Below are 24488 nucleotides of genomic sequence, written 5' to 3' on the forward strand. Positions count from 1 at the left end.
TCAATACGGATGAGCCCTAATGGACGGCGGGCTTAAGACTCCAGGTGGAATTCCACCCGGTACCGCATGAACCGGATGTTCTGAGCCACCGACAACGCGCGGCGGATCCGTATGTCGTCATCGAGGGCGATGATGATGCCTTCGACGGTCTGCCCCGGTTCCAGCAGCTTCTCCTGGACGAATCCCATGTAGCGCTGGATTTGTCCGACGACAACGTCGCTGGCCCGGGCACGCTTGAGTTCGACGACGAGGATGCGCTTCCGGTCCTTGCTGACCGCGAGGATGTCCATCGGGCCGGTGTCGGAGGGGTACTGCTGGCCTGCAAGCTGGCCGTCTTCCTCGTAGATGTCGTACTCCTGTCCCAGGACGGTGCTGCGCCAGTTGTGCACCAGGAAGTCTTCGAGCTGTTTCTCCATCTGGAAGGCAAGCTGCTCTTCCACCTCGGTGGCGATGGCAGCCTCCATGATCGGCACGTCGGGTCTCCCGGTCAGCTGTGCGAGCTCTGCGCTATGGGCGGTGAGCTGCAAAACCGTCTGCGGCCGGCCTGCCGATGATGCAAGCAGCGGACTCATGTCATCCCGGCTGAAGGAACCCTGCCAGTCGACGCGGCGACGGTGGGGGAGTTCGGTCCCGGCGTGGTACTCATAGCCGGACGTGACAACCCCGTACTGGTAGGTCCGGCCAGGTTTCGGGGCAAGGACGACGTCGCCCTCAGTGATGGCCTCACAGGCTGCGTGAAGATTGCCCATCCCGAGACCCGCACCGATCTTCGACATCTCCGGGTACATTTCCCGGTAGATGCCGTTCAGTGCCCCGCGGAACGCATCGGAGCCCGCACCGAGGTACGGCTTGATGTCGTAGTCCATGAAATGGACGCCCAAGTAACCGGCCTCGATCATTTCCTCCGCGTTGACGCCGCCCGTGCCCAGACGGACGACCCAGTATGCTGTCACTTCTCTCCCAGCCAACGGTCCCGACGGTCCGTTTAGTCATTTGGTTGAACCTACAGCACCGAACTGGATCCCATGAACGGCTAAGACGCTTGGGCGGGGTTAGAGGCTTTCCTTTGCAGCGCTATCTGGCGTTCGGATCAGTCCTCGCGTCATCTTCAGATAATGCGTCGTCGCGGTCAGGAACAGAATTGCAGTAATCCCCCCCGTCACCGTGCATTTCATCGTGCGGGTCTTACGTACATAACGCTTGCCAGGAATCGTGCGGACAGGAACATCCGCTTCTCGTGGCACGGCAGTCGACCGTCTAACGGGCGGTTCGCAACCTGGGGCCGGCCCACCGATGACATTTTCCGAAGTCATCTGCACGGAACGTCAGGAGTCCTCTGCACTACAGGAACAGCTCATCTGGGGCGGGGCGGGTCCAGCAAGGATCCAGCGGGCCCGCCTGATTGGTGGTGCGGTTTGGCTAATTCGTTGGTGAGGCGTGCATGCCACAATGAGGCCCATGACTCGAATCCTCATGATCGGCATCCACGCGCGAGCCCTCGACTATAGCAAGCTGCCTCCTGGCCTCGACGAGGCCACGATGACCGAACGGATCGAAGCGGGGTTCGGGGCCACTACGGCCGCCGGCTTCGACGCCGTCAACTGCCTGATCGGCACCTCCCCGGACGAGGCCGAAGCAGAGATTCGCTCGGCGTTCGGTCGTGATCGTTTCGGCCTCGTGATGATCGGGGGCGGCATCAGGATGATCCCGGAGTACACCGAGCTCTTCGAACGGATCATCAACGTGTGCAATGCGGAATCGCCCGGAATCACATTCTGCTTCAACACATCGCCCGAGACGACTCTGGACGCGTTGGAGCGTCACGCCCAGCCGTGAACGTCTGCGACGCGATCCGGTGCGCCGACTGAAAGGTCAGTGTCGGCGTTCCGCGAATTGGCGCGGCGTCAGGAGCCGCGGACGATGCGGTGTGGCCAGCGCACGAATACGACCGTTACTGGTCACGCTCACCCGCAGATTTTAAAGGTGCGCACCGGCTGATGTCGTCGCGGCCGGTTCCGGCGCGCCAGTAAGCCGGACCGGTTCCGATCACGGAGGGAGTCGCTCGTAGAATGGCTCCTGCCGACCATCGACGGTTGGTGGAAGTTTAGGTTTGGGTGGATGGGCTCGTCTATGTGGGCAAAGTCGGAACAGAACGGCTCTCACGGAGGTCGGCGTTGATCGACTGGAGCGGCATCGGTCAGCCAGTTTTCGACCGGATGGTCGAGCTGCTGATCAGGCGTTGCTACAGAGACCCCAAGTACAAGGTCTGGGCGGTAAACGGCCGGGGCGGCGACGGCGGCCTCGACGTTGTTGTCGACGATGGCGATAGCCGCCATGTTTTCCAACTTAAGTACTTCCCCGGCGGCTTTCCCGCCAGTGGTAGCCGACGCGCCCAAATCCGCCGCTCGCTCGTGAAGGCACTCGGTGAGAAGAGGATGGACGAGTGGACGCTTGTCCTTCCCGAGAACCTCACTATCGGTGAGGAGAACTTCATCCGCAGGCTTGCAAAGAAGCATGAGGTCAGCGCATCGTGGTGGGCTCGACTCGAACTCGACAATCTGCTCTCGCGGAACTCGGACCTTGAGACTTACTTCAAGCGGGACGACCTGCGGGAGATGGCCAGGGACTACAACGTCGAGGCGGCCATGATAGCCAACGGCGCTACCGACATCGTCGAGCGGATGAAACGCCTCCAGGAGGCCATTGACACCACGGATCCCCACTGGACGCTCGAGCCGTCCATGGTCAACGGCGAGGTCCAGCTCGCGGTGAAGGCGAAGACCCCGCGTGCCGCCGAGGATTCACCTCTGAAAGTCCACCTCGAGAGCACTTTCGGACCGGACCAGGCCGAACTGCTGGAAAGGGTCCAACGTTCCCTCGGCTACGGCACGGGCGAGTCTGTCTCGCTCCCTCCCGAGGTCGTCCAGAGTCTGCGGGTCACCGGCCCGTCTCTCCTCGCCGCCGATCTTGAGGGCGCCCATGTCTCCTTCGTCCCTGAACCCTCCGCACACATGGTGGGATCCACTGTGGACGTGAAGGTCCTCGGCACCAACGGGGAAGTCGTCTTCAGCCGCGAAGGTACGGTCAGGCACTTTGGTGTGGCGGCTCTAGGCATCTCGGTGGTAGCCGGGTTCGGGCCTTGCTTCACCCTCACCCTGCTCGTCCCGCGAGAGAACGGGAAGCCATGCGAGTTCTCCTTCAAGTTCAGCACCGAGGGCGCTTACCCCCAGGACGTCCTCGCGGCCGTCGAACTCGCCCAGAAGCTTACCGACGCGGCCCAGCTCGAGGTCTGGGTCGGCGAACAGAAGCTCATCGCCGGATCGGCTCCGACCACCGACGGACTCCACGACAGGGACGCACTCGAGCAGCTCAAGCTGGCGATGACCGACCTCATCAGAATCCAGGAATTTACAGGCCGGCACTTCGCCGTCCCGGTGTTGAAAGCAGACAGCCTCATCTCGCTCCGGACGATCGCCATCATGATCAACGGAGGTTGTAGCGTGTGGCCGTTCTCCGTGGCCGTCCCGGATCAGGCAGTCATTGCAAGAGAGCAGCTTCCGAACCTCCTCGCGCAGTTCGAGGGAGAGGTTTCGAACGGCTACTTCTATGCCGAGTACACAACCCAGATCGGTCGCCACCAAATCGACATCGGACCCGTATGCCTCATCACGCAAGCCATCCGGCTCTCGAACCGCAAGGAGATCCTCGCAGCCCTCGACGATACCGACAGCACGGAACCGGTCGCCGTCTCATTCGAGGTCCCGGAAGCAGCAGTCCTGGCCTACATGCCTCACCGGGTCAAAAGTCCCGGCGTACCGCTCGCAGTAACGCCGTGGCAGATCCCCGGCGTACCCGAACCCCTGGCCCCCGAAGCGTTCGAATCCACGACGATCACCCCAGCCGACCCCGCCGGACTCCCGCCCCGGGAGTCCTAGGCATCACAGCCAGCCCGAACCGCACCTCGGTGGGTTTTCGGGCCAGCCGAAGAGTGTCCAGGGCGACACGACGAGCAGGCCGCAGACGGGTACTGTCGTACGGCAGCCTTGGCGCAGCCACTCACCGTAGGGGTGTAGGCGGCCCTTTCGCGGGGGCGATTGTCAATCGAGTGCGTGACAGGTGCACGGATAGGGATGGTTGAAGAGCGCTCCACAGAATAGAGTTCGGTAACAGAAATATAGGGGTAAGCCTGGGTAAAACTAAGGCTTGCGGTTCTCGGCCCCGCCATTCTCATGATCGGTTTGGTCTTCCTTGCCTTCGCCCAACCCGACCTATTGCGGCCCCTCATGTTGGTAATGTTCGGCGTCATGGCCGTCGCTCTTTTGACAGCATTCTTTGTGGAACGACGGGTGAAACGGCGAGACCGGTAACTGCCACAGACCGGTAAAGGATCCCATTACGCGCTGAGGGGATCCCTGACCGGGCCGAAAAGTGCCCTTCAGGCGCGCGGGACCAAATGCCAGCCTGTGCCGGCCCAAGCAGGAAGCCACCCTGACCGAGTAACACGCTCGGCTCGATGTTCTGTTGCCTTCACCGTCGAAAGTCCTAAGGCAGCCTCACCGGGAAAGACCTGAAGCTCGCCATGGCACGAAGCGCCAGCCGACGGGAATGGTTACCCTCGCCATGCAGTCGTTCCGGATCAGTCAGTGTTGTTTGTTGTGATCTGCTGAGGGCCGACCAGGGCTGAATAGGTATCGGTGCCAAATGATGACGTGAGGACCGGCAAGAATCCCGGCGAAAAGGATGCTCATCCATGGAGGCTGGCCGCTGTGAACAACGATCAGGAGTGCCCATGGCACTGAGCAGAACAGCGCCACGATCGACCACAACAGTCTCTTACGTACGTCGGCTGGTTCCATGCCGCCATCGTAGCCGCGCACGGTTACGGGCGACAGCCTCGGAACGAAGAGTTTTCCCGCAGGCACGCTGGTGGATCCCTATTCGTGCATGATGGCCGACCAGCTGGCGGGCAGTCGCGCGGGATGATGCGAGCCTAGGCATCCCGGTAGTGGAGGCGCCGGAGTGGGGAGGACGGGTCGTCCTGGCTTTGGGAACGTCGTCCCGAATTTCTCCCAGTGGCCGCTACAGACGTGAAGTCCCTCTACGACATCGCGTTTCCCGTACCGGTATAAGAGCCAAACGTGAATGTCGGCCAGTGGCGGGTTCTGTTTCGCTAAAGAAGATGATCTGTCACTGACCGCGCCATTGTGCTCTCCCGTTAAGGAAGCCCAGCGTTGCCTGAGAGAAAACGGTGGGGGACCAAGTCGATGTCTTACAGCACGCCCAGGAAGCTGCCGAAGACTGAGCTGATGCGGCGGTTTGTATTGGACTGTCGATCGCAACGATAAGTGGGCCGTTTTCGCAGCGCTAGATGTCACCTTGGTGGCCGTTTGCCGATCGGATAATGGGACGCCATTCACGGCCCGAGCTCCGCAAATGTCCCGATGTGTACGCTATCCCAATGAGCAAGGTGACCTCGGAGGGCAGTTTGTGGCGACGAGTCCTACAGGCGTTGAGGAACTTGTTTGCGGACGGTGGGCCATTGGCGCCTGGATGGGGCTTCGGTCGGCGGAAGAACTGACGAAAATGTTCGATAAATCACTTCTGTGCCTCGGAGACCGCTAACCTCAGGGGAGGACTAAGGGGCCCATCATGATGGAAATCGCGTTGACCTGCACACACGCAACCTTGAACGTGGATGCGCAAGGCACCTTCCATCTGCGGTGGGCGCCCGGATCATCGGTGTCGGGCGACGATGCTGACGCCGTCGTCGCAGCCATCCGGGGCGTGAGCGGAGGCCGGCTGCAGCCCATGCTCGTAGAGGTCGTGGACGTGTATATGAGCCTCGAGTCCAGAATGACGCTGCAGGGGACGCAGTTTGTATCCGCTGTGGCACTAGTCGGGGCCACCGTGGTCGACCGGGTGATGGCCGGGGCCCTGATGCGGGAGCAGGTGTGCCCGCGCGGATACTTCACTTCCGTCGAGGAGGCCAGGGAATGGCTGAACCGGTTGCCGGTTCCGGAAGCGTTGGAAGAATCCGTCAGCCTGACTGATGAGAGACCCGATGCCTCGGGCCTCCTGGTGTAATAGACATATTTCTCGCCTACACTCTCGAAGACCCCATCGTGCGTCAAACACCAATCCATGATTGGCACATGGCCTCCAAGATAAGCGTTCCAAGCACGAATACGTCGGGGCTTTCTGCGGATCCTAGGCGGCGGCCAGGTGGGCGATCGGGTACTGCTGCAGGTCGGTCAGGTGGGTGCGGACCAGGGCGTCGACGGCCTGGAACCGGGTGGTGCCGTGCTGCTTGATTCCGGCACCGGTCCGGTCCGGGACCCAGTCACGGACGGTAGTGTTGGGCTTGAGAGTTCCCGTGACGGAACCGATGTGTTCACCATCGAGGTAGACATCGGCGGTCACCAGGAAAGTTGATCCTTCGCCGGTTTTGCGGTCCGGTCCGAGTTCGGCGGTTCGGGTCCGGAACCAGGCCGGCTTGTTCCACTTGCCGGGAGTCACGGGCTTCAGTTTGATGTCAGGCATGAATCTCCAATCAGGACTGTTCAGCCCCTCATGTGTGCGGGGACTCACCCCGCCCTCACCGCCCCGGCATGCCGCGGCTTACTACAGAAGGAGTCGGCCTTTAGCCCAGCCCCTGACTGCCAGCAGGTCCAGATCCGTGGCGACTGGTCCGTCGCGGAAGAACCGTTCATATACCGCTTCGGGATCAAAAGCGCCGAGGGCGAACTCGTCTATGACCTGCTCGAGGGCGTCATGAATCCTGGCGTCATCCGGCGTGGAACCGAGTACGTCAGCCAACGCCTGAACCAGATCGTCGCGGGTGTGGCGGACAACTTCGTCGGGATGTTGAGGCATCGCTGAACCTCCGGTCACAGAACAGCGCAGATGCTGTGGCTACATGATAGCGACTCGGCCTACCAAGGCAAGGTGTCGGCGGATGTGCCTGTCTCGATGCGCTCAACAGGGTGGAAGTCGATGCGGTGCTTGTCCGGGCGGGCACGGGTGAGGAAGTCGAGGGAGTCGTCGGCACGGGGAAGGCGGACCGGTTGCACGGGATGCGGCGTCGATGAGGACCCAGACTCCCCGGTCCTCGTCCAGGATGATCGTATCGGAGGCGCCGGCCGCGTCCCTGGCTACCGGTTGCGCATAGACAGGCAGGACAGCCAATGCCTATCTAGTGGTTGTCGCCGTCCGGCCAGAGTCGTATCCGGCGCCCCGCCGCGCGCCCTTTCTCAGCGGCGTCGGTAGCCGCTTGACGCCGCCCGGCTTCCGCGGCTGCTTTCACGGCGCGCTTCACTTCTTCCTCGAAGGCGCCGGCGGCATATGCGTGACGGACCATGTCAATGACCCGCTCATCGGACCTGTCCCAGGCGAGTTCGAGCTCGGCGGCCAGATCGGCGCCGATGGCCCGGGCCCGCGCGTCGTCGAAGGATTCCCTGGCCCTCTTCTCGGCGGCAGCCTGGACCGCCGCCCATTGCTCCGGGGTAAGCAGGACATCGTCCGCGGTCCCCTTGCCGCTGACCGACCGGTGGAGCAGCGCTTTGAGCCTGTCCTTGGTCTCGTCTTTGACCAGGTCCTTGGATGCTTCTTTGAAGATCTCCGCAAGTGCGGAGACCGCGGCGGCGGCAGCGGCGCCAATGGCAGAGGGTGAGAGGAGTGCGGCCAGTGGGTCCTCAGCGGGGCTGGGCTCGTGCTTCTGGGACACGCGCGCCGCGATGTCTGGCGCCAGTCCGCCCCCGGAGGACGAATCGTCCTCCAGGGGCAAAAGAAGATCCGGGGTGTTCTCCTTCGTGGCCTCACGGGGTGATGTGTTGGTGCCCGCCTCCGGGGGGTGGGACGCAGCAGCCACTGCGCCCAGGGCGGCCGCCGCGCCGACGAGCATGCTGCCCGCTCCCGCTCCGAGCCGTCGCAGGAGGCTGGGCCTGTTCCTGTCCGGCCCCGAGGAGCCGTCGCCCGTCCGCATCATGTCCACATTCTAGGCTCCGAGCGTGCCCTGGGGGAGGCTTTGGTATGATCGGCGGTTGCCTGGGCGCAATCGAGGCCAGGGTAAGGGGCTTGCAGGACAGCACATCGGGCGGCCGTGTAGGTGATAAGGATCCCCCAAAACACGGCTGGCGTGATCTCCTCTTCGCTGCCAGGCTCGACCCATTCGTTCGGGGCTGCCTTCTCGAAATGGTCTTCAGCGAGTAGGCCGGACAGACGAGCGAGTCGGCAGCGACGGCTTCGAGTTCCGCTTCGGAGCGGACACTGCGGAATGGTTGCATGGCTTCTTTCCGCTACCAGGGCAGCTGGGACCTGAAGGTCCCCTTAGGGATGCTGAATAAGGTTTCGAACTTGCCCGTGACCGGGTTCAGCTCCTGAATCGACATGTCCACGCTGGCCACGCCGCCGTACATCTGATGGGAGATCGCCGCCTTTGCGTTGCCCAGACCGGTATGCGCCTTCTTGACCGGGCTGCGGCCCGGGATGATCGACGTCCACGAGCTCGGCTTCAACGGCTCGGGCGCGGTCGCTGCGGCATCCCACAACACCCACGCTTCGGGGGCATCCGTGGGGCAATGCATGGTCAGGATCGTCCAGAGTTCGTGGATGTTCCACTCGCGGGTGGACCCGAACCCGACGTAGATGTCGCTGCGTCCGTCGTCGGGGACTCTGCCGGCCCACGCTTTGCGGTATGCGTGCCCTGGGAATCGCGGCGGACAGACGATCGAATCGATGCTCAGGGCGGCGAGCTCTTCGCGGGTCATGATGATGCGGAACGGTTCCATGCCCTGCATGTGTGGGGCAAAGACAGGAAAGCTCCCCGGCCGGCCGCTGGTGAACCTTGGGCACATGAGTCATGAGCCCAAACCGGGGTGGGCTTCTGACCGGCTATGCAGAACGACGGCTTCGCCCTAGGGTTGGCGCTAACCATCCAGTAGCCAGGGGTCTCATTGAACATGTATCGCCGGACCCGGCGGATCTCATCGATAAGAACCACCCCGCTCCAGCTATTCTTTCTGGTTACAGCCCTCTTTTTCGCGGCCGCGGCCCCGTCACGGATTCAGTTCATAGTCTCGGGTGTGGTGCTCGTGCTGGTCGGTGTGGCCATGGCGGTCACCACTCTTAGGAAGGAACGGCCCCGGCCCGAGGTGTTTCTTGAGGAGGAGCACTTCGACGGTGGAGGGACCGTGCGCTCCAAAGAGACCATTTGGGGCGGCCTTGCCGTCCATCCGGCGTACAGGATGCTGGTGCTCAGCCCCACATCCGAAGCTCTCAACTTCAGCGTCGCGTACGGCTTGGGGAGACTCTTCGGGCCCTGGTCTCTTCAACGGGCCGAAGTCGCCAAGATCGAGCGCGTCAGGACCTGGCTAACCGCTCACGACGCCATCAGGATCATCCCGGTCAGCGGTCCGCCTTGGTATTTCCTGTCGCATGAGCCAGGCACAGTACTGGCCTGTCTGGAAGACCTTGGCTACCCGGTGTCCACCGACATCGTCAGGTGGCCCTGATCGTGGGATCGGTCAGGAGCGGGCTGGCCTTTTCTCCCGCCGGGCTCAGGTTTCGCTTCCTAGGTTCCGGTAGGCGTCCACGGCAGCGTCCACCTTGGCCCGGCGTTCAGCAGGTGGCGTGCCGGGACCATCGGTCATCTCGACCGCAAGCCAGACGCCGCGGAGCCGGTTGAGACGCCTCTGAGTGAGCTCGGCGAAGGCTTGTGCCTCTGCAAGGTACTGGCGCGTTTCAACGGCAGCGTCGGCGTGGCCGGCGTCCTCCAGGGTCTGGGCCATGGCCTCCATAGCCTCAAGACGAGGGAAGACCTCAGCCGGGTGCATCACGTTGCCGACCAAGTCGTATGCCCGCGGGCTCATGGCTTAAATATCCTGCCGGTCTTCGGGTCGATCTGGGGGATGTGGACTGCCCGGGCGAAAGCGTTCGGGCGAGGCTTCGGAATCAGACCAAGGCGTGCCCGGGCAGCGTCGGCGGTGATGTCGTCTTTGTCCTCGATCATCATCCACAGGGTCTGGCTATCCAGTGAGGGGTTGTTCGCGGCGTTCCGACGGGCCATGCAGTCGTCCTGGTCGGTGGCGAGTTCCCTGAGTGTCTCCAGGGACGCGGATTGGTTGGCGGCGACGTACTCGCGGCACCAGCCGGCATCCGAGTCGCCGTCGCCCCGGTTGCCGGGGAGATTGATCAGTTCGTGGAGGCGCTCGGGCGAAGTTTCAGGGTTCTGTGCTTCATCGCGGAGGGATGTCATGGACACCATGTGTACGGAGTTGGTGCCGGCTCTCACCGCCTCCAGCCGCGAATCATCCGCGTACGACACGGGAAAGGATCGCGAACATCTTCCTTCGGCCAGCGTCGGCGGCGTACTGTGCTGCCTACCCTAGGCAAGGAGACCATCCGTGAAAGCAAACAGTAAGATCCGGGTCATCGCACCGGCGCCGATCCTGATCGATCGGGTCCTGATTATGGCAGTTTGAGTTGGGACCGGTTCTGCAGGTCTGAGTTGAGCCCGCTTCGAGGCTCGCTGGTTGATGAATCGCAGTTTCAGCTTAGGGGGAGGTGGCAATGGCTTCGCGGACGGCGGCGAGCCGTATCCGGGTGTCGTTATTCTGGGACTTTGTGTAGAGGCGTGTTTGGTAGACGTCGGAGGTCACGGACATCAGCGGTGCCCGGGCGAGCGGGTCACACATGGGAGGAATCTGGCCGCTGACGGCGTCAAGGAATGGGTTGAGGAATCCATTGGCGATGACGTCCTCCTGGCGTCACCCTAGATTGCCCCTGAAGACACCTTCAGGAGGACCAGGCCTACAAGGGCGGGTACGGGTTCGCGCCCTTGATCGCCAGCGTTAACTATGGTGCCGGCAACGGAACCGGGGATATCCTGGCCGCCGTGCTGCGCCCGGGCAATGCCGGGGCTAACGCTCACAGCAATTGCTGGACTCACGGTTGTCGGAACGCGCTCAGACCTGTACAGGGGGGAGGGTGCCACCGGGAGGAGTACCACCGGGAGGAGTGCCGCCGCCGGTGCCGCCGCCGTTGTTGCCGCCGTTGCCGCCGCCGTGGGTGCCGCCGCCGCCGCGCCCGCCGTGATCGCCGCCGCGACCGCCGTCGCCGCGACCGCCGTGATCGCCGCCGCGACCGCCGTCGTTGTGATCGCCGCCGCGATCGCTGTGACCACCACCATGAGGGGCTGCCATCGCGGGTGCAGCACTGACCGACAGAGAAAGAGCGGCGGCGAGGACGATGCTTGAAAGAATTTTGGACTTGGACATCAGATTCCCAAACTTGAGTTGAAAGAAGAGGTACATCCGCCAGCCACGTAGCGGGTGAGAAACGACAAGCTGACACCACGTAAAAATCCGCCAACTAAATGAACGTCAGCAAAACCCCTTTCCCGTGCTCGGCGTAGCTGTGGACCGTGAGCTCCAGCTGCGGAGCCAGACCTTTGTCAACGCGACCGAGGTCTGCCCTTCTCTCGGGTCTTCGGTTGGCGGAAGCCGAGCTAATGTCGGTGTCCGAAGGAAATCGCCGCGGCGCGCTGCTGCGCTGCGGCCATCGGATGTCGGCTGGCGCCCGCCGAAATAGCGGCCAGTCCGGAGCCTAAGGGCCGGCCACCGCTTGGGCAAGAGTGGCGGTACCTGTCTTATGGGGCAGGATCACTCAGGACTAACTACTGGTTTACATGATCGTCTTTGCCTCCACAGTGGAATCAGCCGGAGGGTATCCGGTGTTCATCAGTGACGTGTCACCGGATTCCATTCTGATGGTCTGAGTCCGGCCGAGGGCCCATGTGTACGGAACCGGCGTCGGGTCTCCCCGCATTGGAGACGGGTGTGTCAGTGCCCGCCGCGGCGCAGCAGCCCGGCGACTGCGGAACGGATACCCGGTACGAACCAGACGGCGCCTCCGGCGATCGCCACGATACCGATGATCGTCAATAGCGGGACCGGGTTGAACGGCGCAGTCTGCGATGCCGGGCTGACCGCGGCCTGCGACGACGGCGACGTCGTCGTCGGGGGCGGGGTGTGGACCGCCATCTCGGTCATCGTAGGTACCGGGGTAGCCCGTGCCGACGGTGCTGCCGTCGACGACGGCGTCGCCGCGGCGGCGGTCGACGCAGAGGATCCGGAAGCTGAAGCCCCGGATCCGTTTGATGCACCGGGCGGATTAGCCGGAGGCAGCTCCTTCGTAACCGGCTGGGCTGGGGGGACTCTTGCGGTGACCCCGGAGGTTCCGGGTTCAGTCACCCCAGGTGGCAGGGTGCCGGTGAGCACGCCAGGGTCATTCGGCGCGGGAGCCGGGGCCGGAGGCGGCTGGTACCCGGGGGCCGACCATGCCGGCGGAGTTGCAGCCGTCATCGGGCGTCCGTCCGGGCCGATCGCGCCGGGGGTGCCGTTGTTGATGCCAACGCCAGTGTACGCGCCGGGCTGTCCTGCGGACGGACCGAATCCGCTGGCCCCGCAGACCTGGTTGCCTTTGTCATCGAGCATGCAAGTGTCGGCTTGCGCAGGGGCAGACAGCAGCATCATGGCGACAGCAGCAAGTGGAACGGTCAGTGCCGCGCGGCGGAACCGGAGCGTGATCACAGTAGCCTCCTCAGCATCTGGCATATTCACCAGGGACCATGCGTAGACCCCAACCCCGTCCTCACCGCAGCGAGTGGGAAATGGTCGGGAGAGCGGCTGGAAAGAAATCAGCCGACGTAAATCTCCCCGAATATGGCTTGTTGGACTGTTCTGTCCACGACCAAGGCATCGAAGCCGCGAGTATCGTTGTCGGTCTCGACCATGAATACCTCCCGGTCGGGCAGCTTGTTTGTGCTGGCCAAGGTGTTGAACGCTCCACGCAATTGATCGAAAGTGAGGGTTTTGTCCGAGGGTACTTCGTCGTCGGGCAGCAGCTCGCGCACGAAGTCCCGCACGATGATCCGGCAGGTCTTTGCGTCTTTGTCGACAGTGGCACTGGCCGCCCAATAGGCAGTAGCAGAGCCGTAGTGGTCCAGGAGGTCGATGATCTTCTCGTCACTGAGCCGGACGGAGGGGGTTTTCGTGGTCGTCATGTGACTTATGTGTGCGGAGCATACCCACATCCTCATCGCTGAAGCGGGCAGGCGGGCGGCGGCGGTCAGAAGACCGGTCTCAAACGATTCTGCCGCCGCCGGCCGCATCCATTGGGTTCCATCCGGTCGTTCACTCCGAAGGTCACCAAAGAGGTAATCGCTGCTGACGCTGAGAGGGTTACGCGTTCCTGAAGAATTTCTTTCCGTGATCACGCTCACACCGTGTTAGCGGGTGCGTCCAACCACGGGGCAAGGAGTGGCCTGTGCCGTACACATGGGGCACATGAAGATCACGGCCTACATGAACCTGCAGCCAAAACACATCAATTTCGATCTCACCACTGGCACGGTCAGCTTGGATAATTCGGCGCGACGGTGGGAAAACGACGTCTATCCTTCCATCCTGGCTGCCACCGAAGCACTGTCTCCGGATGCCGCCATCTACGCCGTCACAGCTCAAGTGCCCGAGGGGAGCCTGTTTGAGGTTTACGGGTCGAAAGACCAAACCGAAGGGCGCACCGGCGGATATGTAGCGGGCTTCTTCGACAATTTCCCGGCCGCCTACGCCGCGGCCGAAGGGCTTGGGGTACAGGGTGACCGCGGCGACATCAGGATTCTCCTGGCCCCCGCGAGGATCTACAGCACCGTTGAGGAGTGGAAGCAGGGGTTCGATCTGGACGCAGCCCGGAAATCCACGCGCCTGGAGTCGGCTGACTTACTCCACATCGTGCAGCTCGACGCCGACGATGCGAAGGCGCTCGGCGCCGCTGACCCGGAGTATGCCATGTGGAAGAAACTGAACGAAAAGTTCGGGGCGAAGACCGGGGCCGCCGAATGAGCGATACCGTCCTTGCCGAATGGAAGCAGCGCATCGCCGCCGACCCCGAGGCCCGGTTCGCTATCTCCCTGGACCGGCTCGCGTATGCCAAGGACAACCACACCCTCGGCACCGATTTGGTCCGCACCTTCGTGCGCACCGTGGATCCAGAATACTTGCCCGAACCGGACGCGGCTGCTGTCGCTCGGCTCCGCCACGGCATGAACGCACTCACCGGCCGGGCCAGCATCCTGGGCGGGCGGTACGGTGACCTGACGGTCGCCGTGCGTGACGCCGACGGATCGGTCTTTGACTGGATTACCGACGTCGAGGCCCGCGACACCGTGCAGAGAATCGCCGGATCCAACAGGGCGTTGGCGGAGAGGATCGCCCGCCGGTCCGCGGCTTAGCTCAGAGTGCGCCGCGCGGTGTTGCCGTCAAGCAGGTCGCTGACGCGGGCCGGAACAAGCTCCCGCAGGAACCCGAGATTGCCCTGGGCCGAGGATCCGGCGGCCGCTTCTGCAATGGACTCCAGAACCGACACCGCGGTCTGCCGTGCGTCATCCGCGTCCATTCCCCAGGCTGTACCCTCGCGAACGAGGTGTTCCAGGGTGATGTAGCCCAGGCGGATCTGCCCTGCCACGGCATGGCCGGCGTTGTTGCTGGCCGCATAGAGCAGCAGGGTGGGCGCCACATCGTAGAGCGGGGCGAGCAGCACTTCGCCGCCGTCCCGCAAGATGAGCGAGTAATTCTTGGAGTGGGCGTCCCCGTTGCCGATCGCCACGTTGAAGGAGACAGCCCGGAGCAGATCCCTGCGGAACTCGGCGTCATCGCGCGTGTGCGGGGCGGCCGCATTGACCAGGCGGGTAAGCCGCGATGGCGGGGCCGAGGTGCCTTCGTACTTCGCTGCGCTCGTCAGCGCCAACGCCTGGGTGAAATCTTCCTGGTGCAGCCGGCTACCATCCGGCGCCCGGTCGAACCTGTCCACGACGATGGCCTGTCTGGTCCCGAAATTCTCCAGGTGCGCCTTCGCGGCGGGCAAGCCGGCGGCCGCAGCCGTCTTCAGCGCCCAGTCCTCCGAGCCGAGGAGATCGGGGATGGTCGAGTCCAGGGGCTCCGGCTTGACGATGTGGGTGGAGACGGCTCCGCGCCCCGGCCATGCCCAGCCGCAGCCGTTCCGTGTCAGCAACACCTTGGACTGGACACCGCCCAGGGACGCGGTGACGAGGAAGTCGTCGGGCAGGTCCCAGGTCGGGAGTGACTCCACAACCCCCGTCACCTCGTCGTCCGTCATCGGAATCGCAGCGCCGGGCAGTTCAGGCGATTCGCCGGGCGGCAGGACTTGAACGGCGCCGGCGCAGTCGGCACCCAGCACGCGGAGAAGGCCGAAGGCATCCGGTGCGGTGAGCTTGTTTTCTTTGGCAATATGGGACCGCACCTGGCCTTCCGGCAGGAGTCCGTCGAAGAAGTTGTAGACCTCCGGCCCGCCGATCCTCTTCCGGCTCAGGGGCATGGACAGCGACAGCAGGATGGACTCGGCGCCATACTCGGCCAAGGGTGCCAGGTCGTACAGGAAAGACAGCTTAAGCCCGCTGCCCTGAAGCTCACCGATCCGCCTGCCGCGAAGGAAAACATCGAGGGTGCGTGCACTCATGAGATGACCTGAAGCTTCGAGAAGCGCGGCACAAGGGCAACGTCACGGCCCAGGACCCTGATTGCCCGCATGGCGACCACGACGGATACCGCCTCACCCCGCTCAAGCCGGATAACGGTTCCGCGGGTCACTTTGAGCCGATCCGCCAGATCCTGCTGGGTCAGGCCGGCTTCCTTGCGCGCGTCCGCGATGGACCGTCCCAGGGACGGCGCATCGACGGCCCGGTAAAACGGGGTCAGCTGGTCATGTTCCATATATCGATCATATTGCCAACATGCGCATTTGTTCAATATCTCGAACATTCAGCTTCCATGGAGGAATGTTCGATATTTCATACAACGGGAACCGTTGGGTGCACTTTTCCGCCCAACGGAGACACTTCTGTGAAGCACCGCACACATACCCGGCATGAGCACCCGACAGATCCTCCAGCTGACCATCCTCGCTTCCGCCCTTGTCCTCGGCATCATCCCCGAGTCCTTCAACGGCCTATCCGTCCTGGCCATCCTGCTCGCCGCTTCGGTCTTCCTGCTCCAGCCCGGCACGATGACGCACCTCCGGCGTCGCCCAGTCCTGCGCCTCGTCAAGTAATCGGGAATCGCGCACCCCTAGACAAAAAGAGTGACGGCACCGATTCGGTGCCGTCACTCTTTTATTGGTCCCGGTTCGGCCCGGAACCTAGGTCCGGGTTCCGATCAGGCGGTGAGACGGTAGCGGACCCGGCGGCCGAGGGCCGCTTCGTCCTGATCGATGTCCGGGTCGAACAAGACATCTTCCCAGCCGTCCTGCCAGCACCACAGCAAGCAGGTCATGTGGCGGGAAGCCATGACACAAAGCCGGCCGGGGGAGAGTTGGTGCGTTCCGGCGGTGGTGTAGCCGATCAGCGGATCCATTGCCACCACGGCGTGCCACTGGCCGCCCTGCAGCTTGTCAGCGGTGCCGACCGTGATGCCGTCCATCTTGAACGATTCCAGAATGGCCTTGATCTTCGTCTCCTGGGCGTTGTGGGCGACGACGACGGCGACATCCGCGGTTCCCAGGAGCCGGGTGACGGGCATGCCGTCCTTGTCGAACTCGACCAGCGTCGTGCCGACCAGGTCAGCGGCATGCCGGGCGATGATTTCCAGGGTAGGCAGGTGGTCATACGTCGGCGAGACCTCCAGCTGGAGCGGGACGATCTCGGAGGCCCGGTTACCGAACGCATCGGTCAGGTAGCGGTCAGGACGCTGGGACGTGAAAGGGAACTTGTACAGGGGTGCGATCACATCGACAGTTTCCTGGCCCAGACGGTAGGTCGTGTCCATGGACAGAATCTCAGCACCCTCCATCTGGGAGAACACCTCGGGAGCCCGCATGTGGGGCGCGCGCTGCTTGCCGCGGAATGCGTCGGTAGCAATCGTGACGACAGGGCCGATCTGCCCGGGGTCACCGACGAACAAAACCTGCTGGGCGTTGTCGGCTGCTGCCGCCACGTCCGCGAACGTTGCCTGGTAGGCCTCGTCGACAATCATCAAATCACAGTCGGTGCTGGCCGACGAAGACTTCAACGACGCGAGAGTCCGCACCACCGGGGTGTTGCGTCCACCGTCGTGGGCGCCGCCTTGGGAGACGCCTTCGGGCGGTTCCATGTTGTTGACGGAAAGGGCGACCTGCGGGTTGCCGTTCTTGTCCGGCCCCAGCTCGGCGGCGATGCGCGCGGAAATGTCGTAGGCGCCGTTGCGGGTCGGGCAGCCGATGATCATTTTCAGATCGGAACGCTCTTTCAGGTACGCAACGATCATGGTGACCAGCCAGGTCTTGCCGGCACCCGGAGGGGAGTCGATGACCGTCACCGGAGACCCGGACCAGACGCTGTGCAGAGCCTTGGCGAGCACAGAACCGATCACAAGGGTCCGCCCGTCATCCTCAACAAGAGGTTCCGGTTCGGTCACCGTGGTGCCGGGGGCGGCGTCAATTCCGAGGTCTGAGAGATCAAGTCCGAATGTCATGTACCCCATGTGTACGGCGGAGGTTGGCCCCCTCACCGTCGCGAAACAGCTCCCGGAGCCCTTTTCCGAACCCGATTGCACTCTCGATTCGAGCCCGCAGTCGGTCAAGACTGCCTCCTGCCGACCTTTGCCGCACCCCGGTCGGTTAGTTTTATGGCCTTGGATCCCAGTGTTGGCGCGGTTTTTGTGGTTTCTGCCGACCTAACCGACCTTTTTGGGGATGTGCGGGCTTATATAGAGAAGAGATATGTATTGGCTATATATACCGGGGTCCCCCTATAGAGAGAGTTAAAAGGTCGGTTAAGTCGGTTTTATATATATAGGGGCCCTGCTTCCCAGTGTTGGCGCGGTTTTTGCTGACCGACCCAGGGGTCGGTTTCCGGTCGGTTTTGGTCGGTCAAGTGCAACCCGAGAGCGCAATGCCCGGGTGACCCGGGTCGGCCCCGCCTCGACAGGACCTTGGCCACGGACGCGGGATGCCCGGCCTGGTTGCGATCGGTCGCCTTCCCGCCGCCCGTTGGCATTCTTTTCTTCGGTCAGGTAACGTTCGCTTCAGAAGGGGCCGCCAAGGCGCGAACACGAGGATGTTCGAATCCAGCTGGCCCGGGTTTCGCAGCAGGATTTCGCGGACGCTAACAACGCAGCCATTAGGCCATTCTGAAGTCACAATAACGTCTCTACGAGCCGCCAAGGGAGTTGGTACTTAGCGCTCGAAAGCTTTGTCGGCTACTACGTCGAGAGGTAGCCATCCGCGTCGAAGACCAGATGTGGGCCCTCCGGATTCGCTAACCCCGTTCTCGTTGCGGCGTTGGACAACCAGAGGGATTCAACACTCGCATCGGCGTTGCGTTCCTTGCGGGAGGCAAACTCCGGGGATCTTGTCTGGACCATGGATCCCTAGGGCGACAAGGCGACCGACTCTCGACCAGGACATCCGCCATCCTGAGGAGGACACGATTGCCGATTCAGACACGCTCGTCACCGTCGGTGAGAGGGCGCCGGAGAAAACGCTGGCGCGGTTCGCGGGGCCGTAATGTGTGAGCTATGAAAACCTTGGTCCTGCTCGACGTCGATGGCACCATCGTGCCGACTCGGTACCCGTGGACCACGACAGGGCTCCGAGGATTGCAGGAATTCAACCTCGTCGTCCCGCCCTATGCGCCAACGACCGTGCGCATTCGCCCATACGTCATTGCCGCCCTTAGCTCGTTCCACGCGCAAGGCGCAGACATTAAATGGCTTTCTTCCTGGGGGCGGAAAGCTAGATTCCTGGCCCGGTCAATCGGCCTCCCGGAATTCGAGGTCTTCCATGACCCCTCTCCCGAGGAAATTTTCATGTACGCCCGCTCTCAGCGGCCTTGGAAGTGGTTTGGCGTCAGGGATGCCGCCGAAGACGTCTGGGAGACGCCAGTGCGCGTGATCTGGGTTGATAACGAGCCGGCAGGCGGCCAGACAAGAGACCTCGAGGCGCATCTAACAGAGATGCACGCCAACATCGCCGAGGTGAAGCTGGTTCGGCCCTTCGACGAGCGAGGACTGACACTGAAGGATCTGCGGAGAGTCGCAGCATTGTTGGGCGTCGAGCCGCCGCCCCGTTCGCCGGACACCACCGGCCTGCCCGGGGGTACTAGAGATGCAGCACGATGACGCCCTAGCCCGCGCTGAGGCGGCCAAGGAACGCTGGATGAAGCGATTGTGCCTTGGGTCGTTCTCCCTCCCCGAGGCCGCCGTGCTGATGAACCCCATTGCGCCGGACCCGGCCCAGGTCGTAAAGCTCAGCCGCGAGGGAAAACTTCTCGCCTTCGAGTACGCAGGCGAGCTGTGGCTCCCCAAATATCAGTTCGCCGGGAGGGAGATTCTCCCGGTCATTCCGAAACTCATTACGGTTGCGCGCGAGGCCGGTGTGCCCGACACCGATTTGGCCCTCTGGGCGATCAGCCCCTCGACCTTATTCGGGGAACAGGACTCGCCCGCCAATCATCTGGATACTCCGGCCAAGGTCATTGGCGCGGCTCACATCCACTTCGAGGCCACGTGGTGAAATACGAAGGTGCCGAGCGGCGCGAGGGCCGTTTCGGCTACGAGCCGCACCGACAGATATGGCTCGCCGAATGGGACAGGTTCTTGCATGCCACCGCCGAGGAATTGGTCGATGGCATGCTCCGGCTCTGTGAGCTTGAGAACGACATGCGGAACATATCGCGGCCTCGTCGGCGCGGGACCATTCCAACCAGAAGAGGGCGGCAGCGCGGGCCCACTCCTCAGTCATCAGGTCTGGTCGGATGAGCTCACGAGGGTAGCCCTTGCGGATCGATTGGTCGACCAGATACCGGCTGACCTTGATTCGGTCGATCCGGGCGGAACCCGGGGAGTGACCCAGAGGTCTTTGCCGTCCGTTTCGAAATCGTGGCCGTTCAGGGAGAAGGCCAAAGGTTCGGCCGGCGCCGAACGGGTACGGAGGTATCCGCGGCCGCGCTCAAGAGGACCTGGCCTACCCATCGGCGGGCTCCCGCACGCGTTCCGTGCGCATCACGACGGCAAACACGGAGATGGCGACCAGGAGGACGATCAACGGACACAGAATGTCCTCCAGGAAGTATTCGATCAACAGGTCAACCACGACCGCCCCTTTCAAGCAGAAGCGTGTCCTCCATAGTTTGAGTCCAAAGGCGCTTTCGTATCCATCTCGGGTCACCGGAACGAGGAGCATGCGCTCCGGGCCCATGGTGAATATCTTTAGCGGACGCTCGGATTCAAGTTCACGATCTACAAGCGCAATCACAACGGCATCGAGATGAGAATCTTTTCCCAGGACCTTGCCGCGTGGTTCCTGCAGATGTTCGGACACCGCGCCCAAAACAAGCGTTTCCCGTCATGGATTTCGACCTTTCGAAGTCCCAGCTCGAGCAGGTTTTCCTCGGTTACATGGCCGGCGACGGGCACGCTAAGGTGTCGGCCAACGGTGAGAAGGCAGTGTTCTCGTGGACAACGGTTTCAACGTCCCTGAGCGGCCAGCTTGGGCTCATCGCAGCAGCTCTCGGGTACTGGACAGGCACGAGGACCATTCGAGGCGGCTTCAAGGATGCGACATCTACTATCAACGCAATGAATGCGAGTGACTCCTATGTGACTGAATTCACGGATGACACTCACGAGGGTCCCTGGAACTGGAGGCGAGTCTCAAAGGTCACTTCCAGATACGCGAAACGCGGGGAGCGACTCTGGGACCTGTCGTTGGAAGGCGACGAGTCGTACGTGGTCGGTAGCGCTGCTGTCCACAACTGCAATCGAATCGGGCAGCAGAACACCTGCATGGTTACGACGCTGCTCGCGACCAACACCCTTGATGCCCACATGCGAGCGATTCTTCGGAACAAGGCGAAGGATCTGAACGTCATGCTCCCGGGCGCCGACAACAACGTCACCGAGATGACCTCGGCACTGAACGAGCAGTCCAACGCCTACAAGGCCATCACCCCGGAGGACCTGGAGATGGAGAAGCAGTTCAAGTCCCTGGGCGACATCATCGAACACATCGTCTTGGATGTCATGGACGCCCGCGGCTACGAGCTGGCCGCCTGATGACGGGACGACGGCCTGCCGCACACATGATCAGCATGAGCACGACAGGGGACCGCTGATGGCGGGCCTGGAAACCAATTCCGAGTACGGGGAGACCGCCCAGGCGGTTAGCCTCGGCCTTGCCGTGCTGCGCAAATGCAAACAGAACTCCTGGGACGGGTTGACTGCAGCCATGGCAGCCGACGATGTCAACGTCATCAAGGCATTCAAGGCCCTCGACATGGACGATGCCCAGCTGGACCTGATGAGCCGCCGCCAGCCGGAGATCAGTCTTATCAGGATCAGCCCGGCTGTCGTTCCGGTCATCTGCCCGGTCTGCGGCATGTTCATCCTCACCTCGGACACCGCGCCGTCAAAGTGCCAGGTCACCGCAGGCTGCGAAGGCAAACCCGCGAAGGTCGCCGCCGCGAAAGCCACCAAAGCCGCACCAAAGCCGACCTCGGCCGCAGAGACCGTTAATGAACCGACCGCCACCAAGCCCATGCCCATCGACGAAGTAGTGGGCGGGATGGCCGCCGCCGTGGAGGAGCTCCACGAAGTCGTCTCGGCGAAGGACGCTGCAGACAAGGAATTCGAGGCAGTCGCCGAGGCCGGTATCGCCGACTTCGAGGCCGAACAACGCCCGACGGAGAATCTCGCCTTGGAAGACCTCGCCGAGGACTTCATCAAAGCGCCGGCAGCACCCCAAACCATCCGCTCCCGGATCGTCCTCGACGACGACAACGGCTTCGACTAACGTGTGTCGTCTCATCCGGAGTGCTAAGTACGTCCCGTAAGGTCAGAGTAGTTTCGGCCATGTGGCCACCGGGATACGAAAGGCCGAGAGTCCAATGACAACTCCACCAGCTGGTTGGTACGACGATCAGACAACCCCGGGCCGCCAGCGATGGTTTGACGGCACTCAATGGACGGACCACTTCCAATCTGCCCCCGTGATGCCTCCACCGCACGCAGGCTACGCGCCACAGCCTTACCAGCAGCCAGCTCCACAGCAGCGGAACAGCTGGGGCCCGATGACTTCATCGAATCTCAACGTCAACCGCGAGGTCGTCTACAACCGCCAGCAGACCCCCCACAGCATGACCAAATGGATCCTCATCTCCATCTTCACGGGCGGCATCGGATTCATCTGGATGGTCTACTACGGCATGAGTCCTAACCACTACTGGAAGGCCTGACCGTTTCGGCCAAGGCATAGCCGGGCTGCTAGGCCATCGTCAGGCTAGATGATTCTCGGTCGCTGAGGACCCTGGCGACTGTCGTTTTTGACACCCCGAGCCGCTGCGCGATTGCCCGCTGGCTGAGGTCCTGATCGGCCAGTTCACGGATCGTTTTCGGGTCGACCTCAGCGCGCTTTTTCGGGGTGGTCCGCGGGTGGTCCTTTTGGTGGTCCACAAGTGGTCCATCAGCTGGTCCTTTACGTGGTCCATTTGAAGTGGTCCACTGGTCCTTTTCTCCGGTCCGTGAGTGGTCCATCTGGTCCAATTTCTTCTGCGCGCGGCGCCGGCGGGACGCCACCGACCCATACACCGGAGCAACCGCGAGCTTCACGGTCGTCTCCGTCGCGAAGAACAAGCTGACCGGCATTATGGCTGCCAGGAACGCCCCGAACATGACAGTCCCATTCCAGGCCGTGAGCACACCGCCGGGCGCCAAGACGTGCGCTGCGTTGGCGAGGACGGAAACGAACGTGAAGAAGCCGACGGCGACCCAGGAAAGGGCCGTCGATTCCCCTCTAGCCCTTTGAACACTGGCCGCAACGGCGTATACGAGGATCGTTGAGTCGACGACGATGGGGACGAGCCAGCGGAGTTCGGAAGGGATGCCGGCCCATGTCGCGGCCTGGATCAAACCCAGGAACGAGAGGGTAAAACTGGCGATCGCGAGGATCCCCACGAGCCCCAGCGATAGCAGCATCATTGTCCGGCCGTCTGGTTCGATTCGTGCGCTCACAGATGTCCTCCCTGCTCCTCTGGCCCTCGGGCCGCCTCTGGATGCCCAGTCTAGGGGTGGTCCACGACAGTCTATGGACCACTAAAAGGACCACCCTGCTGATTCGGGATGGACCACCGCATGGACCACTAAAAGGACCACCCTGGACCACACAAAAGGACCACCCCAAAAACCCCTGGTGAGAGCCGTCCGAAAGTCCGTACACATGAGGCCCATGAACCCCTCGACCCGCACTCTTCGCGCCCTTGCATTGACCGTCCTGATCGCCGCCGGGACAGCCGGTTGCGGCTCCCCGCAAATATGCCGATGCACAGTCGGCCCTGGTAACGTCTCTGAACCGCCTGATGACGACTGCCGCAAAACACCCAGGCCTGGTCGCCAATAAGGAGTTCACTGCCGCCGCGAAAACGCTGCAGGACACGACCCCGGAGATTGTGGCCGCCCAGGCCGCCTACAACGACGCAGCCGAACACTACAACAGCGTCCGCGAGAGTTTCCCGGGTAGTTTACTGGCTCCCGTCCTCGGGCACGGTACAGCTTGGGGAACTTTCATACCTCGGTAGCGTCGTCTCGGCGTCGGGTACCCGGCGTGGCCGGATGGCAGGGAAGAGGATCCTGACGAACGCCAGCCCACCGGGGACAATCCAATCTGCCGTGGGCGTGAGCTTTCCGTCCAGAGCGACAAAAATGAGCGGGATTGCGAATCCGATGCCCCACAGGGCCGCGAGCAGATCCTTGCCGATCTCAGAGCCTTTTGGCGGCCGGAAGCCCTTTGAGCAGTTCTGGACAATGACAATGACACAGAACAACGCGGCAGCGAGTATCGAGATGCTGAGGCCAGCATCGAAGAGGTTTGCTGCCGGCCCGTGAAGGCGAAACAGTATGCCAACCGCTAGACAAGAATCGTGAACACTACCGGGGACACCGCAACGTAGATGTTGGTCTTGCGCGGCGTCGAGGATTTCTTAGCGCCCGGCGCGGTCGAGCCCTTGGTCTGGTTGGTCAATTTTCCCCCACTGTTGTTGTTCCGCCGTTGAGTCTAATGGCAGTGCCGGTGACAGTATCGACGCCACCCGCACACATAGCCGGCATGAGTACCGCGACCATCCCAGCCCCCACCGACGACGCTGCCCTCGCCACGCTGCGCGAACTCCTCACCGGAGATGGACAGGCACTCGCTCCAGCTCCAACCATGTGGTCGGCCAGTTGGAACGGCCCAGGGGTCCGCGTCCTGACCTCAAGCCGCCAGGCCGCCACCGGCTGGACACGCCGCTGCGCCGACCCGTCCTACGGTGTCGCTTGGCGCCTTCGCGACGATATCGTAGACGTCCTTGAAACCATCCTCGTCCCCGTGGACTAGCGACACCTCGGGGTAGAGAGCGGCTCTGTCCGCACACATGAGTCCTGAGACATCATCCCCGACCCCTGGAGACC

The 24488-nt window shown here is 62.6% G+C and carries 31 protein-coding genes and 2 pseudogenes; 15 read left to right on the plus strand and 18 right to left on the minus strand.

Features of this window, described 5'->3' with window-relative positions; all coding sequences use genetic code 11:
* Positions 1-32 precede the first annotated feature (32 nt).
* The gene (locus tag AC3ANQ_RS08175; protein WP_488304632.1) at positions 33-953 is read right to left on the minus strand and encodes an endonuclease NucS domain-containing protein; all 921 of its coding nucleotides are present in this window, start codon (positions 951-953) and stop codon (positions 33-35) included.
* Positions 954-1458: 505 nt separating this feature from the next.
* Between AC3ANQ_RS08175 and AC3ANQ_RS08180 the strand changes: the two genes are divergently transcribed.
* From AC3ANQ_RS08180 to AC3ANQ_RS08190, 3 genes are all read left to right on the plus strand, one after another.
* Complete coding sequence (locus tag AC3ANQ_RS08180; RefSeq protein ID WP_028275079.1) at positions 1459-1836, plus strand: hypothetical protein; 378 nt, start codon at positions 1459-1461, stop codon at positions 1834-1836.
* 278 nt (positions 1837-2114) lie between these two features.
* Positions 2115-3935 carry a hypothetical protein gene (locus AC3ANQ_RS08185; protein WP_488304633.1) on the plus strand — a complete coding sequence of 607 codons (1821 nt, stop codon included), beginning with the start codon at positions 2115-2117 and terminating at the stop codon, positions 3933-3935.
* Between the two features lie 1714 nt (positions 3936-5649).
* Positions 5650-6084, plus strand: a complete 435-nt coding sequence (locus AC3ANQ_RS08190) for a DUF7793 family protein (RefSeq protein ID WP_488304634.1) — start codon at positions 5650-5652, stop codon at positions 6082-6084.
* A gap of 123 nt (positions 6085-6207) precedes the next feature.
* Here AC3ANQ_RS08190 and AC3ANQ_RS08195 read toward each other — a convergent pair whose 3' ends face one another.
* The 5 genes from AC3ANQ_RS08195 to AC3ANQ_RS08215 all read right to left on the minus strand — a co-directional run bounded on the left by AC3ANQ_RS08195 (position 6208) and on the right by AC3ANQ_RS08215 (position 8786).
* Complete coding sequence (locus AC3ANQ_RS08195) at positions 6208-6540, minus strand: hypothetical protein (protein ID WP_488304635.1); 333 nt, start codon at positions 6538-6540, stop codon at positions 6208-6210.
* An 81-nt stretch (positions 6541-6621) separates the two neighbouring features.
* Entirely contained in the window at positions 6622-6873 is a 252-nt protein-coding gene (locus AC3ANQ_RS08200; RefSeq protein ID WP_488304636.1) for a hypothetical protein, read from the minus strand.
* Between the two features lie 59 nt (positions 6874-6932).
* Entirely contained in the window at positions 6933-7070 is a 138-nt protein-coding gene (locus AC3ANQ_RS08205; protein ID WP_488304637.1) for a hypothetical protein, read from the minus strand.
* Between the two features lie 122 nt (positions 7071-7192).
* A complete protein-coding gene (locus AC3ANQ_RS08210) occupies positions 7193-7984 on the minus strand; it encodes a hypothetical protein (protein WP_488304638.1) in 792 nt (263 codons plus the stop codon).
* A 310-nt stretch (positions 7985-8294) separates the two neighbouring features.
* Positions 8295-8786 (minus strand): hypothetical protein, encoded by a 492-nt coding sequence (locus AC3ANQ_RS08215; protein ID WP_488304639.1) that lies wholly within the window; start codon positions 8784-8786, stop codon positions 8295-8297.
* 294 nt (positions 8787-9080) lie between these two features.
* On the opposite strand from AC3ANQ_RS08215, the gene AC3ANQ_RS08220 reads away from it, so the two are divergent.
* Positions 9081-9509, plus strand: a complete 429-nt coding sequence (locus AC3ANQ_RS08220; RefSeq protein WP_488304640.1) for a hypothetical protein — start codon at positions 9081-9083, stop codon at positions 9507-9509.
* Between the two features lie 45 nt (positions 9510-9554).
* Here the strand turns inward: AC3ANQ_RS08220 and AC3ANQ_RS08225 are convergent, their stop codons facing one another.
* The 6 genes from AC3ANQ_RS08225 to AC3ANQ_RS08250 all read right to left on the minus strand — a co-directional run bounded on the left by AC3ANQ_RS08225 (position 9555) and on the right by AC3ANQ_RS08250 (position 13060).
* Positions 9555-9866: a hypothetical protein gene (locus tag AC3ANQ_RS08225; RefSeq protein WP_488304641.1), complete on the minus strand. Its 312-nt coding sequence runs from the start codon at positions 9864-9866 to the stop codon at positions 9555-9557.
* On the minus strand, positions 9863-10252 hold the full coding sequence (locus AC3ANQ_RS08230; protein ID WP_488304642.1) for a hypothetical protein: 390 nt from the start codon (positions 10250-10252) through the stop codon (positions 9863-9865). Before AC3ANQ_RS08230 ends, AC3ANQ_RS08225 begins: the two co-directional genes overlap by 4 nt.
* 298 nt (positions 10253-10550) lie before the next feature.
* Positions 10551-10691: a hypothetical protein gene (locus tag AC3ANQ_RS08235; RefSeq protein WP_488304643.1), complete on the minus strand. Its 141-nt coding sequence runs from the start codon at positions 10689-10691 to the stop codon at positions 10551-10553.
* Positions 10692-10768: 77 nt separating this feature from the next.
* Entirely contained in the window at positions 10769-11185 is a 417-nt protein-coding gene (locus AC3ANQ_RS08240) for a hypothetical protein (RefSeq protein WP_488304644.1), read from the minus strand.
* Between the two features lie 652 nt (positions 11186-11837).
* Positions 11838-12587: a hypothetical protein gene (locus AC3ANQ_RS08245; protein WP_488304645.1), complete on the minus strand. Its 750-nt coding sequence runs from the start codon at positions 12585-12587 to the stop codon at positions 11838-11840.
* Between the two features lie 107 nt (positions 12588-12694).
* Complete coding sequence (locus AC3ANQ_RS08250) at positions 12695-13060, minus strand: hypothetical protein (protein WP_488304646.1); 366 nt, start codon at positions 13058-13060, stop codon at positions 12695-12697.
* Between the two features lie 283 nt (positions 13061-13343).
* Here AC3ANQ_RS08250 and AC3ANQ_RS08255 point away from each other — a divergent pair, with 283 nt between their 5' ends.
* Together AC3ANQ_RS08255 and AC3ANQ_RS08260 are read left to right on the plus strand one after the other, a co-directional pair.
* Positions 13344-13898: a hypothetical protein gene (locus AC3ANQ_RS08255; protein WP_488304647.1), complete on the plus strand. Its 555-nt coding sequence runs from the start codon at positions 13344-13346 to the stop codon at positions 13896-13898.
* On the plus strand, positions 13895-14287 hold the full coding sequence (locus AC3ANQ_RS08260; protein ID WP_488304648.1) for a hypothetical protein: 393 nt from the start codon (positions 13895-13897) through the stop codon (positions 14285-14287). The genes AC3ANQ_RS08255 and AC3ANQ_RS08260 overlap by 4 nt, the downstream gene beginning before the upstream one ends.
* Here AC3ANQ_RS08260 and AC3ANQ_RS08265 read toward each other — a convergent pair.
* Both AC3ANQ_RS08265 and AC3ANQ_RS08270 read right to left on the minus strand, forming a co-directional pair.
* Positions 14284-15531 (minus strand): type II toxin-antitoxin system HipA family toxin, encoded by a 1248-nt coding sequence (locus tag AC3ANQ_RS08265; RefSeq protein ID WP_488304649.1) that lies wholly within the window; start codon positions 15529-15531, stop codon positions 14284-14286. The two genes, AC3ANQ_RS08260 and AC3ANQ_RS08265, sit on opposite strands and share 4 nt — an antisense overlap.
* Positions 15528-15785 (minus strand): helix-turn-helix transcriptional regulator, encoded by a 258-nt coding sequence (locus AC3ANQ_RS08270; RefSeq protein WP_488304650.1) that lies wholly within the window; start codon positions 15783-15785, stop codon positions 15528-15530. Before AC3ANQ_RS08270 ends, AC3ANQ_RS08265 begins: the two co-directional genes overlap by 4 nt.
* A gap of 154 nt (positions 15786-15939) precedes the next feature.
* On the opposite strand from AC3ANQ_RS08270, the gene AC3ANQ_RS08275 reads away from it, so the two are divergent.
* Positions 15940-16122, plus strand: coding sequence for a hypothetical protein (locus AC3ANQ_RS08275; RefSeq protein WP_488304651.1), 183 nt, complete (start codon positions 15940-15942; stop codon positions 16120-16122).
* Positions 16123-16226: 104 nt separating this feature from the next.
* On the opposite strand, the gene AC3ANQ_RS08280 is transcribed toward AC3ANQ_RS08275, so the two are convergent.
* Both AC3ANQ_RS08280 and AC3ANQ_RS08285 read right to left on the minus strand, forming a co-directional pair.
* Positions 16227-17519 (minus strand): AAA family ATPase, encoded by a 1293-nt coding sequence (locus tag AC3ANQ_RS08280; RefSeq protein ID WP_488304652.1) that lies wholly within the window; start codon positions 17517-17519, stop codon positions 16227-16229.
* Between the two features lie 729 nt (positions 17520-18248).
* Positions 18249-18410, minus strand: a complete 162-nt coding sequence (locus tag AC3ANQ_RS08285) for a hypothetical protein (RefSeq protein WP_488304653.1) — start codon at positions 18408-18410, stop codon at positions 18249-18251.
* Positions 18411-18563: 153 nt separating this feature from the next.
* On the opposite strand from AC3ANQ_RS08285, the gene AC3ANQ_RS08290 reads away from it, so the two are divergent.
* Positions 18564-19166: a hypothetical protein gene (locus AC3ANQ_RS08290; protein ID WP_488304654.1), complete on the plus strand. Its 603-nt coding sequence runs from the start codon at positions 18564-18566 to the stop codon at positions 19164-19166.
* A 37-nt stretch (positions 19167-19203) separates the two neighbouring features.
* The gene (locus AC3ANQ_RS08295; protein ID WP_488304655.1) at positions 19204-19560 is read left to right on the plus strand and encodes a hypothetical protein; all 357 of its coding nucleotides are present in this window, start codon (positions 19204-19206) and stop codon (positions 19558-19560) included.
* A 450-nt stretch (positions 19561-20010) separates the two neighbouring features.
* On the opposite strand, the gene AC3ANQ_RS08300 is transcribed toward AC3ANQ_RS08295, so the two are convergent.
* On the minus strand, positions 20011-20139 hold the full coding sequence (locus tag AC3ANQ_RS08300; RefSeq protein ID WP_488304656.1) for a hypothetical protein: 129 nt from the start codon (positions 20137-20139) through the stop codon (positions 20011-20013).
* A 254-nt stretch (positions 20140-20393) separates the two neighbouring features.
* Here AC3ANQ_RS08300 and AC3ANQ_RS08305 point away from each other — a divergent pair, with 254 nt between their 5' ends.
* The 4 genes and pseudogenes from AC3ANQ_RS08305 (at position 20394) to AC3ANQ_RS08320 (ending at position 22279) form a co-directional block, all read left to right on the plus strand.
* The gene (locus AC3ANQ_RS08305; RefSeq protein WP_488304657.1) at positions 20394-21101 is read left to right on the plus strand and encodes a hypothetical protein; all 708 of its coding nucleotides are present in this window, start codon (positions 20394-20396) and stop codon (positions 21099-21101) included.
* Between the two features lie 58 nt (positions 21102-21159).
* Positions 21160-21837, plus strand: coding sequence for a hypothetical protein (locus tag AC3ANQ_RS08310; RefSeq protein ID WP_488304658.1), 678 nt, complete (start codon positions 21160-21162; stop codon positions 21835-21837).
* A gap of 94 nt (positions 21838-21931) precedes the next feature.
* A pseudogene (locus AC3ANQ_RS08315) lies at positions 21932-22033 on the plus strand (DUF2510 domain-containing protein); the annotation flags it as partial.
* 81 nt (positions 22034-22114) lie between these two features.
* Positions 22115-22279: a hypothetical protein gene (locus tag AC3ANQ_RS08320; RefSeq protein WP_488305413.1), complete on the plus strand. Its 165-nt coding sequence runs from the start codon at positions 22115-22117 to the stop codon at positions 22277-22279.
* A 28-nt stretch (positions 22280-22307) separates the two neighbouring features.
* On the opposite strand, the gene AC3ANQ_RS08325 is transcribed toward AC3ANQ_RS08320, so the two are convergent.
* On the minus strand, positions 22308-23054 hold the full coding sequence (locus AC3ANQ_RS08325) for a DUF2637 domain-containing protein (protein WP_488304659.1): 747 nt from the start codon (positions 23052-23054) through the stop codon (positions 22308-22310).
* Between the two features lie 299 nt (positions 23055-23353).
* Between AC3ANQ_RS08325 and AC3ANQ_RS08330 the strand changes: the two are divergent.
* Together AC3ANQ_RS08330 and AC3ANQ_RS08335 are read left to right on the plus strand one after the other, a co-directional pair.
* Positions 23354-23617: pseudogene (locus AC3ANQ_RS08330) on the plus strand (LemA family protein); the annotation flags it as partial.
* 527 nt (positions 23618-24144) lie between these two features.
* A complete protein-coding gene (locus AC3ANQ_RS08335; protein WP_488304660.1) occupies positions 24145-24414 on the plus strand; it encodes a hypothetical protein in 270 nt (89 codons plus the stop codon).
* Positions 24415-24488: the final 74 nt, after the last annotated feature.

This window comes from Arthrobacter sp. DMZ02-1R (assembly GCF_057747935.1).

Coding starts and splice junctions, on each gene's coding strand:
- AC3ANQ_RS08180 (WP_028275079.1), top strand. CDS start 1,459: ATGACTCGAATCCTCATGATCGGCATCCACGCGCGAGCCCTCGACTAT.
- AC3ANQ_RS08190 (WP_488304634.1), top strand. CDS start 5,650: ATGATGGAAATCGCGTTGACCTGCACACACGCAACCTTGAACGTGGAT.
- AC3ANQ_RS08195 (WP_488304635.1), bottom strand. CDS start 6,540: ATGCCTGACATCAAACTGAAGCCCGTGACTCCCGGCAAGTGGAACAAG.
- AC3ANQ_RS08200 (WP_488304636.1), bottom strand. CDS start 6,873: ATGCCTCAACATCCCGACGAAGTTGTCCGCCACACCCGCGACGATCTG.
- AC3ANQ_RS08210 (WP_488304638.1), bottom strand. CDS start 7,984: ATGATGCGGACGGGCGACGGCTCCTCGGGGCCGGACAGGAACAGGCCC.
- AC3ANQ_RS08215 (WP_488304639.1), bottom strand. CDS start 8,786: ATGGAACCGTTCCGCATCATCATGACCCGCGAAGAGCTCGCCGCCCTG.
- AC3ANQ_RS08225 (WP_488304641.1), bottom strand. CDS start 9,866: ATGAGCCCGCGGGCATACGACTTGGTCGGCAACGTGATGCACCCGGCT.
- AC3ANQ_RS08230 (WP_488304642.1), bottom strand. CDS start 10,252: ATGACATCCCTCCGCGATGAAGCACAGAACCCTGAAACTTCGCCCGAG.
- AC3ANQ_RS08235 (WP_488304643.1), bottom strand. CDS start 10,691: ATGTGTGACCCGCTCGCCCGGGCACCGCTGATGTCCGTGACCTCCGAC.
- AC3ANQ_RS08240 (WP_488304644.1), bottom strand. CDS start 11,185: ATGGTGGTGGTCACAGCGATCGCGGCGGCGATCACAACGACGGCGGTC.
- AC3ANQ_RS08250 (WP_488304646.1), bottom strand. CDS start 13,060: ATGACGACCACGAAAACCCCCTCCGTCCGGCTCAGTGACGAGAAGATC.
- AC3ANQ_RS08255 (WP_488304647.1), top strand. CDS start 13,344: ATGAAGATCACGGCCTACATGAACCTGCAGCCAAAACACATCAATTTC.
- AC3ANQ_RS08260 (WP_488304648.1), top strand. CDS start 13,895: ATGAGCGATACCGTCCTTGCCGAATGGAAGCAGCGCATCGCCGCCGAC.
- AC3ANQ_RS08265 (WP_488304649.1), bottom strand. CDS start 15,531: ATGAGTGCACGCACCCTCGATGTTTTCCTTCGCGGCAGGCGGATCGGT.
- AC3ANQ_RS08270 (WP_488304650.1), bottom strand. CDS start 15,785: ATGGAACATGACCAGCTGACCCCGTTTTACCGGGCCGTCGATGCGCCG.
- AC3ANQ_RS08275 (WP_488304651.1), top strand. CDS start 15,940: ATGAGCACCCGACAGATCCTCCAGCTGACCATCCTCGCTTCCGCCCTT.
- AC3ANQ_RS08280 (WP_488304652.1), bottom strand. CDS start 17,519: ATGACATTCGGACTTGATCTCTCAGACCTCGGAATTGACGCCGCCCCC.
- AC3ANQ_RS08285 (WP_488304653.1), bottom strand. CDS start 18,410: ATGGTCCAGACAAGATCCCCGGAGTTTGCCTCCCGCAAGGAACGCAAC.
- AC3ANQ_RS08290 (WP_488304654.1), top strand. CDS start 18,564: ATGAAAACCTTGGTCCTGCTCGACGTCGATGGCACCATCGTGCCGACT.
- AC3ANQ_RS08295 (WP_488304655.1), top strand. CDS start 19,204: ATGAAGCGATTGTGCCTTGGGTCGTTCTCCCTCCCCGAGGCCGCCGTG.
- AC3ANQ_RS08305 (WP_488304657.1), top strand. CDS start 20,394: ATGGATTTCGACCTTTCGAAGTCCCAGCTCGAGCAGGTTTTCCTCGGT.
- AC3ANQ_RS08310 (WP_488304658.1), top strand. CDS start 21,160: ATGGCGGGCCTGGAAACCAATTCCGAGTACGGGGAGACCGCCCAGGCG.
- AC3ANQ_RS08320 (WP_488305413.1), top strand. CDS start 22,115: ATGACTTCATCGAATCTCAACGTCAACCGCGAGGTCGTCTACAACCGC.
- AC3ANQ_RS08335 (WP_488304660.1), top strand. CDS start 24,145: ATGAGTACCGCGACCATCCCAGCCCCCACCGACGACGCTGCCCTCGCC.